This window comes from Xanthomonas hortorum pv. cynarae (assembly GCF_002939985.1).
Taxonomy (GTDB): Bacteria; Pseudomonadota; Gammaproteobacteria; order Xanthomonadales; family Xanthomonadaceae; genus Xanthomonas; species Xanthomonas hortorum_D.
Genome location: NZ_MDFM01000017.1, coordinates 94,614 through 100,620, shown reverse-complemented (window position 1 = coordinate 100,620; position 6,007 = coordinate 94,614). Strand labels below are relative to the sequence as shown.

Annotated in this window: 5 protein-coding genes; 2 read left to right on the top strand and 3 right to left on the bottom strand. The window is 66.0% G+C overall.

All coding sequences use genetic code 11. From position 1 onward, the window contains the following. Window positions 1-423 precede the first annotated feature (423 nt). The gene (gene aspS / locus XcyCFBP4188_RS13255) at window positions 424-2,175 is read right to left on the bottom strand and encodes an aspartate--tRNA ligase (protein ID WP_074058033.1); all 1,752 of its coding nucleotides are present in this window, start codon (window positions 2,173-2,175) and stop codon (window positions 424-426) included. A 156-nt stretch (window positions 2,176-2,331) separates the two neighbouring features. On the opposite strand from aspS, the gene XcyCFBP4188_RS13250 reads away from it, so the two are divergent. Further along, complete coding sequence (locus XcyCFBP4188_RS13250; RefSeq protein WP_006451725.1) at window positions 2,332-3,105, top strand: DUF3011 domain-containing protein; 774 nt, start codon at window positions 2,332-2,334, stop codon at window positions 3,103-3,105. Between the two features lie 187 nt (window positions 3,106-3,292). Here the strand turns inward: XcyCFBP4188_RS13250 and XcyCFBP4188_RS13245 are convergent, their stop codons facing one another. Together XcyCFBP4188_RS13245 and XcyCFBP4188_RS13240 are read right to left on the bottom strand one after the other, a co-directional pair. Then, window positions 3,293-3,907 carry a hypothetical protein gene (locus tag XcyCFBP4188_RS13245; protein ID WP_043909845.1) on the bottom strand — a complete coding sequence of 205 codons (615 nt, stop codon included), beginning with the start codon at window positions 3,905-3,907 and terminating at the stop codon, window positions 3,293-3,295. A gap of 92 nt (window positions 3,908-3,999) precedes the next feature. Continuing rightward, a complete protein-coding gene (locus tag XcyCFBP4188_RS13240; RefSeq protein ID WP_006451727.1) occupies window positions 4,000-4,302 on the bottom strand; it encodes an FmdB family zinc ribbon protein in 303 nt (100 codons plus the stop codon). Window positions 4,303-4,751: 449 nt separating this feature from the next. Between XcyCFBP4188_RS13240 and XcyCFBP4188_RS13235 the strand changes: the two genes are divergently transcribed. After that, window positions 4,752-5,996 carry an MFS transporter gene (locus tag XcyCFBP4188_RS13235; RefSeq protein ID WP_006451728.1) on the top strand — a complete coding sequence of 415 codons (1,245 nt, stop codon included), beginning with the start codon at window positions 4,752-4,754 and terminating at the stop codon, window positions 5,994-5,996. Window positions 5,997-6,007 lie beyond the last annotated feature (11 nt).

Here is a 6,007-nt window from a genome sequence, read left to right as displayed (position 1 = left end):
GATTGGGGATTGGGGATTGGGGATTGGGGATTGGGGATTGGGGATTGGGGATTGGGGATTGGGGATTGGGGATTGGGGATTGGGGAATCGGGAATCGGGAATCGGGAAAGCATCTGCGATGTGTGGATTCCGCGTGTGCAGGATTCGGCATGGGCGCTGACGGGTTCAACCAAGCGCGCACGACCGGCTCCGCATGGCACCGCGCAGGAAAGATAAACACTGCGAGGGATGGCTATCTGCTTGCGGAGCTCAGGCGCGCTTGGGACGGACCTGCAGGACGCACTGCCGCCGGTGATCGGCGGCGGTGCCCCGTGCGCAACACCCAGCCGGCGCTAACGGTTCCACCAAAGCGCGCAGCGCTGGCTGCGCTAGGCGCCTTGTACAGATGACCACGCACACGGCATGGCCATCTGCTAGCGCAGGTCAGACCTGCTTCGGACGCACCTGCACGTGCACTTCGGCCAGCTGCTCGGCGGGAATCGGCGACGGGGCGTCGGTCATCAGATCCTGCGCGCCAGTGGTCTTGGGGAACGGGATCACGTCGCGGATCGATTCGGTGCCCGCCATCAATGCAGCGATGCGGTCGATGCCGAAGGCGATGCCGCCGTGCGGCGGTGCGCCGTAGTTCAAGGCATCCAGCAGGAAGCCGAACTTGGCACGCGCTTCCTCGGCGCCGATGCCAAGCAGCTCGAACACCGCGCTCTGCATGTCCGGGCGGTGGATACGGATCGAGCCGCCGCCGATTTCATTGCCGTTGAGCACCATGTCGTAACCGCGCGACACCGCGGTGCGGGCATTGGCGCGCAGGTCGGCGATATCGTCCACGGCCGGCGCGGTGAAGGGGTGATGCAGGGCCACATAGCGCTGCGCCTCTTCGTCCCACTCGAACATCGGGAAGTCGGTGACCCACAGCGGCGCCCAGGTGTCGGCGACCAGCTTGAAGTCCTTGCCGGCCTTCAGACGCAATGCACCCATGAAATCGGACACGGTATTGTAGCCGCCGGCACCGAAGAACACGATGTCGCCGTTGCCGGCACCGACGTGCGCGAGCAGCGCAGCAAACGCCTCTTCGCTGAAGAATTTGGCAATCGGCGAGCTGACTTCGCCGGTTTCCGACAGCTTGATGTAGGCCAGGCCCTTGGCGCCGTACTTGGCGGCGTGGGCGGCGTACTCGTCGATCTGCTTGCGCGACAGCGCGGCACCGCCGGGGATACGCAGCGCGGCCACGCGGCCGTCGGCATCGTTGGCGGCGGCGGTGAACACCGGGAATTCACTGGACTTGACCAGCTCGGCCACATCGACCAATTCCAGCGCGATGCGCAGGTCCGGCTTGTCCGAGCCATAGCGACGCATCGCCTCGGCCCAGGTCATGCGCGGGAACTGCGCGGCCAGCTCGACATCCACCACTTCCTTGAAGATGGCGCGGATCATGTCTTCGACAAAATCCTGCACGTCGCGCTCGCGCACGAAGGCGAATTCCATGTCGAGCTGGGTGAATTCCAGCTGGCGATCGGCACGCAGCGCTTCGTCGCGGAAGCAGCGCGCAATCTGGTAGTAACGGTCGAAGCCGGCCACCATCAGGATCTGCTTGAACAGCTGCGGGCTCTGCGGCAACGCATAGAACTCGCCCGGATGCATGCGCGCGGGCACCAGAAAGTCGCGTGCGCCTTCCGGGGTGGCCTTGGTCAGGATCGGGGTTTCGATGTCCTGGAAATCGCGCGCATCCAGATGCCGGCGCAGCGCCTGCACCAGCTTGATGCGGGTGCGCTGCATGCGCTGCATTTCCGGACGACGCAGGTCCAGATAGCGGTACTTCAGGCGGGTTTCTTCGCCCGGATTTTCGTGCGCGTGGAACGGCAGCGGCGCGGCCTTGTTGAGGATGCTGATGCGGGTGGCGATCACTTCGACCTTGCCGCTGCGCAGCTTGTCGTTGACCGCATGTCGCGCACGCACCACGCCTTCGACCTGCAGCACGTCTTCGTAGCCCAGGCTGGCGGCCACCGGGAACACCTCGGCGTTCTCCGGCTCCACCGTCACCTGCACGATTCCTTCGTGGTCGCGCAGGTCGATGAAGCACACGCCGCCCAGGTTGCGGGCCACGTCGGTCCAGCCGGCGAGAGTGACGGTTTGGCCGATCATGGTCTCGTCGACCAGGCCGCAGAAGTGGGTACGCATCGAAAGCTCCGCTGAAAACCCGACGCAGGACAGCGCCGGAGAGCCGGATATTCTGGGGCCGGCGGGCGACAGGAGCAAATGCGCGGGCGCTCATGGTCGCTTAAGTCAGCGCCCGGCTGAATAGGCGCCAGACCCTTCCGCACCAAGGACGCCACGATGCTGCGCACCGCCCTGCTGCTCTCCGGCTTCGGCCTGATCACCCTGACCGGCCTGCTCACCAGCGCGCCTGCCGCCGCGCAGGACCGCGGCTGGAACGGCCCCAGCATCACCTGCTCCAGCAACGACAACCGCCGCCGCGAGTGCGATACGCCGTTCCGCGGCCGCGCGGTGCTGGTCGAAAACATCTCCGGCACGCGCTGCATCGAAGGCCGCAACTGGGGCAGCGACCGCGGCCGCGTGTGGGTGGACAACGGCTGCCGCGCGCGCTTTGTGGATGGCCGCAACGGGAGCGGCGGCGGCTGGGGCGGCAACAACGGCGGCGCTGGCGGGGTGGCCGGCACGGTGCGCTGCGAGAGCAACGACCAGCGGCAGAAGATCTGCGATACCGGTTGGCGCCGCGCCATGCTGGTGCGCCAGCTCTCCAACACGCCCTGCGTGGAAGGCCGCAACTGGCGCCAGGACGGTGGCCGGATCTGGGTGGACGACGGCTGCCGGGGCGAGTTTGCGCAAGCGCGCGGTGGCGGTTGGGACCGTGGCGATGGCGGTTACGGCGGCCGCGACGACCGCCCGCGTAACGATTACGCCATCAGCTGCGCCAGCGACGACCGCCGCCTGCGCACCTGCGCCTGGGATGGCCGCTACGGCCGTCCGGTGCTGACCCGCCAGTTGTCCGACACCCGCTGCGAAGAGGGCCGCAGCTGGGGCTACGACGAGCGCCGCGCGACGGTGTGGGTGAATGACGGTTGCCGGGCGCGGTTCGAGGCGCGTTGAGGCGGCGCGCGGGCCGGTCCTGGATCCGGATCGGCCTAAGCCCTCCACCTGTCATCGATCGATTGGCGGATGACACGCGTTCCCGGCGGGAGAGTGCGCTGCTGCGACGCTGTTTGATCTGGTCTCCAGCTGAAGACGCCTGTGCTGGGACCGCAGACGATGCCGACTGCCCGGCCAATCGACCGGTTCAACTTCCCCAAGGCGCGGGCGGCAAAGCGACCGGCTGGGTGAGATCGAATTCGACCCGGAACAGCCGCCCGCCTGGGCGGCTCAGTTCGTAAACGACGCTGCGGCCGGGCTGGATTTCCATCGCCCAGGTATTACTCAGCGAAGCGGTCGAGCCGAGGCGTTTGAATAGCGCGATGGATTCGGCATCGACCGGGAATTCCTGTCGGCTCGCGCTGCCTGCATCGATGGTAGCGCCGCCGTATTGGGTCAATGCGTCCGCGCTACCGTCGGCATGGCGATGATCGTGCTTGAGGCGCAGGCCGGTGGCAGTGCGCGTCAGTACCCAGGTGCGCGAGTGGTCGTCGCCCACATGAAACGGCACGCGCAGTTCGCGTGCAGGGTCGTCGCAGCCGCGCACATGCATCACCAGTGGCTTGCCGGCGAACGCGCTTGGCGTTGCGGAGACCGGGGTATCGACGAGGACGCGGCCGGCGAAGGCTTGTCCGCAGTGCGTGGCGAGCGCGGCAAGGAAGCGCTCGGCGGGTACAGCGCTCATCGGTGTGGGCGACGTCGCAGACGTGGACTTGGACCTGGAAGAAGTGGCACATCCGCTCACGGCGGCGACCAGCATCAGCACGGCCAACCCTGGAGTGGCCAACGAAATGCGGTGAGCGAGCGCTGTTCTCAGCGACGCGCCGCTCTCCGGCCTGCGCGCGCGGCCGTGGATCATGCCGGATCGGATGCTGGCTTGGACGCAGGCTTGGCGGCGGGTTTGCTCTCGGCGGCTGCGGCTGGCTTGGCTTCGCCACCGCTGCTGCTCTCGGTGAGGTTTTTCTTCTTCTCGCCCGCCGACTTGAAGTCGGTTTCGTACCAGCCGCTACCGGACAGGCGGAACGAGGGCGCGGTGATCTGGCGCTTGATCGTGGCCGCCGCGCAGGCCGGGCAGGTCTGCGGATCGGGGTCGGCCATCTTCTGCAGGCGGTCGAAGGCGTGACCGCAGGTGGTGCACTGGAAACCGTAGATGGGCATGGCAGGATCAGCTGATGATGATGCAGGGGCGCAGATTCTAGTCGTATGCGGGCAAGCCGGTGCTGTCTGGGCGCTGGCGCGCGGTAGATTGTTGCGAGCGACAGGCATCGATCAATCGTCGCTTTGTCACACCTGCACGCTGACCGCGCACGTTCAACGCCGCGGTTGCCGCCTGCAGATGCAAAAGCCAACTGCGCATGCCGCAGTCTCGAGCAAACGTGACGAGTCGTTGTCAGGCCAGCGAGATTGCGCGGAATACAGCGTTCGTCCTGCAGCGCGCAGACAACCGGCACGTTGCGCCGACTTGACGACTACCGGCGACGGTCGGGAGTCGTAGAGGAGCCCCTTGAATCAGCCTGCACCACACGTTTCGATCAAGCCGCCACATAGCGGCCTGCTACACTCGAACATGTGATCGACGCGCCTTTTCCCCCACAAGAGCCGCATCCATGTTGCGACTGACCGCCTTATTGCTGGGCGTGGCCCTGTTGCTGACCGGCAGCGGGCTGCTCGGCACCTTGCTTGCCGTGCGCGGTGGTCAAGCCGGCTTTGATGCGCGTGCGCTGGGCCTGATCATGTCCGGGTATTTTGCCGGCTTCTTTCTCGGCACCTTCTTCGCGCCGCCACTGATTCGCCGCATCGGGCATATCCGTGCGTTTGCTTTTTATGCGGCATTGGCCGCCATTGCGGTGCTGCTGCATCCGATCTGGTTGAACGCCTGGGGCTGGGGGTTGCTGCGGCTGATCACCGGCGCGGCGTTGGTCGGCCTGTACACGGTGATCGAAAGTTGGCTCAACGCCGAGCCGGATGCGCGCCGACGCAGCCGGGTGTTTTCGGTGTACATGGCGATCAATCTGTCCGCGTTGGCGTTGGGCCAGATCCTGCTTACGGCCGGCGATGCAAGTGCGCCGGCGATGTTCACGCTGACAGCGATCCTGATTTGCGCGGCAGTGATGCCGGTGATGACCACGCGACTGATTCCGCCCGAGGTGCCGCACGTGTCGCGTTTGCGCCTGAAAACCTTGTACGCGTTGGCGCCGGTGGCGACCATCGGCGCGGGGTTGTCGGGCCTGGCGATGGGCGCATTCTGGGGCTTGTTGCCGGTGTACGCCAACCGCATCGGGCTGGATGCTGATGGCGTGGCGATGTTCATGCTCACCGCCATCATCGGCGGCGCGGTGTTGCAGTGGCCAATCGGGCGCATCAGCGATGGCCATGACCGGCGCATCGGGCTGGTCACGGTGAGTGTGCTGGCGGCCGGCATTGCGATTGCCGCCGCGGTGCCGATGGTGCAGGCGCAGACCACCATGCTGTTCGTGTTGTTCTTCGTGTATGGCGGGCTGGCGTTCTCGCTGTATCCGTTTGCGGTGGCGCATATGCTCGATTACCTGCCGCGCGAAGATCTACTCTCCGGCTGCAGCAGTTTGTTGCTGGTGCATGGCGTGGGCGCGGCGATCGGCCCGGCGTTGGCCGGTGGCGCGATGCAGAAATTCGGTCCGGCAGCACTGCCGGTGTACTTCGCGGTGATGCTGCTGGCAATGGCCGGCTTCACGCTGGCCCGCTTGCTGCGCTTCACGCGCCGCCGCACCCATCCGATCTCCTTCCGCCCGATGCTGCGTACGACGCCATCGGCACTGGAATTGATGCCGGAAACGCAGCAGACCGAAGCGGCGCCTCACACTAGAAGTGGCTAAATTAACTACGT

What these genes read in the sequence shown, in the direction of transcription:
- aspS (WP_074058033.1), bottom strand. Translation starts at nt 2,175, where the DNA reads ATGCGTACCCACTTCTGCGGCCTGGTCGACGAGACCATGATCGGCCAA.
- XcyCFBP4188_RS13250 (WP_006451725.1), top strand. Translation starts at nt 2,332, where the DNA reads ATGCTGCGCACCGCCCTGCTGCTCTCCGGCTTCGGCCTGATCACCCTG.
- XcyCFBP4188_RS13240 (WP_006451727.1), bottom strand. Translation starts at nt 4,302, where the DNA reads ATGCCCATCTACGGTTTCCAGTGCACCACCTGCGGTCACGCCTTCGAC.
- XcyCFBP4188_RS13235 (WP_006451728.1), top strand. Translation starts at nt 4,752, where the DNA reads ATGTTGCGACTGACCGCCTTATTGCTGGGCGTGGCCCTGTTGCTGACC.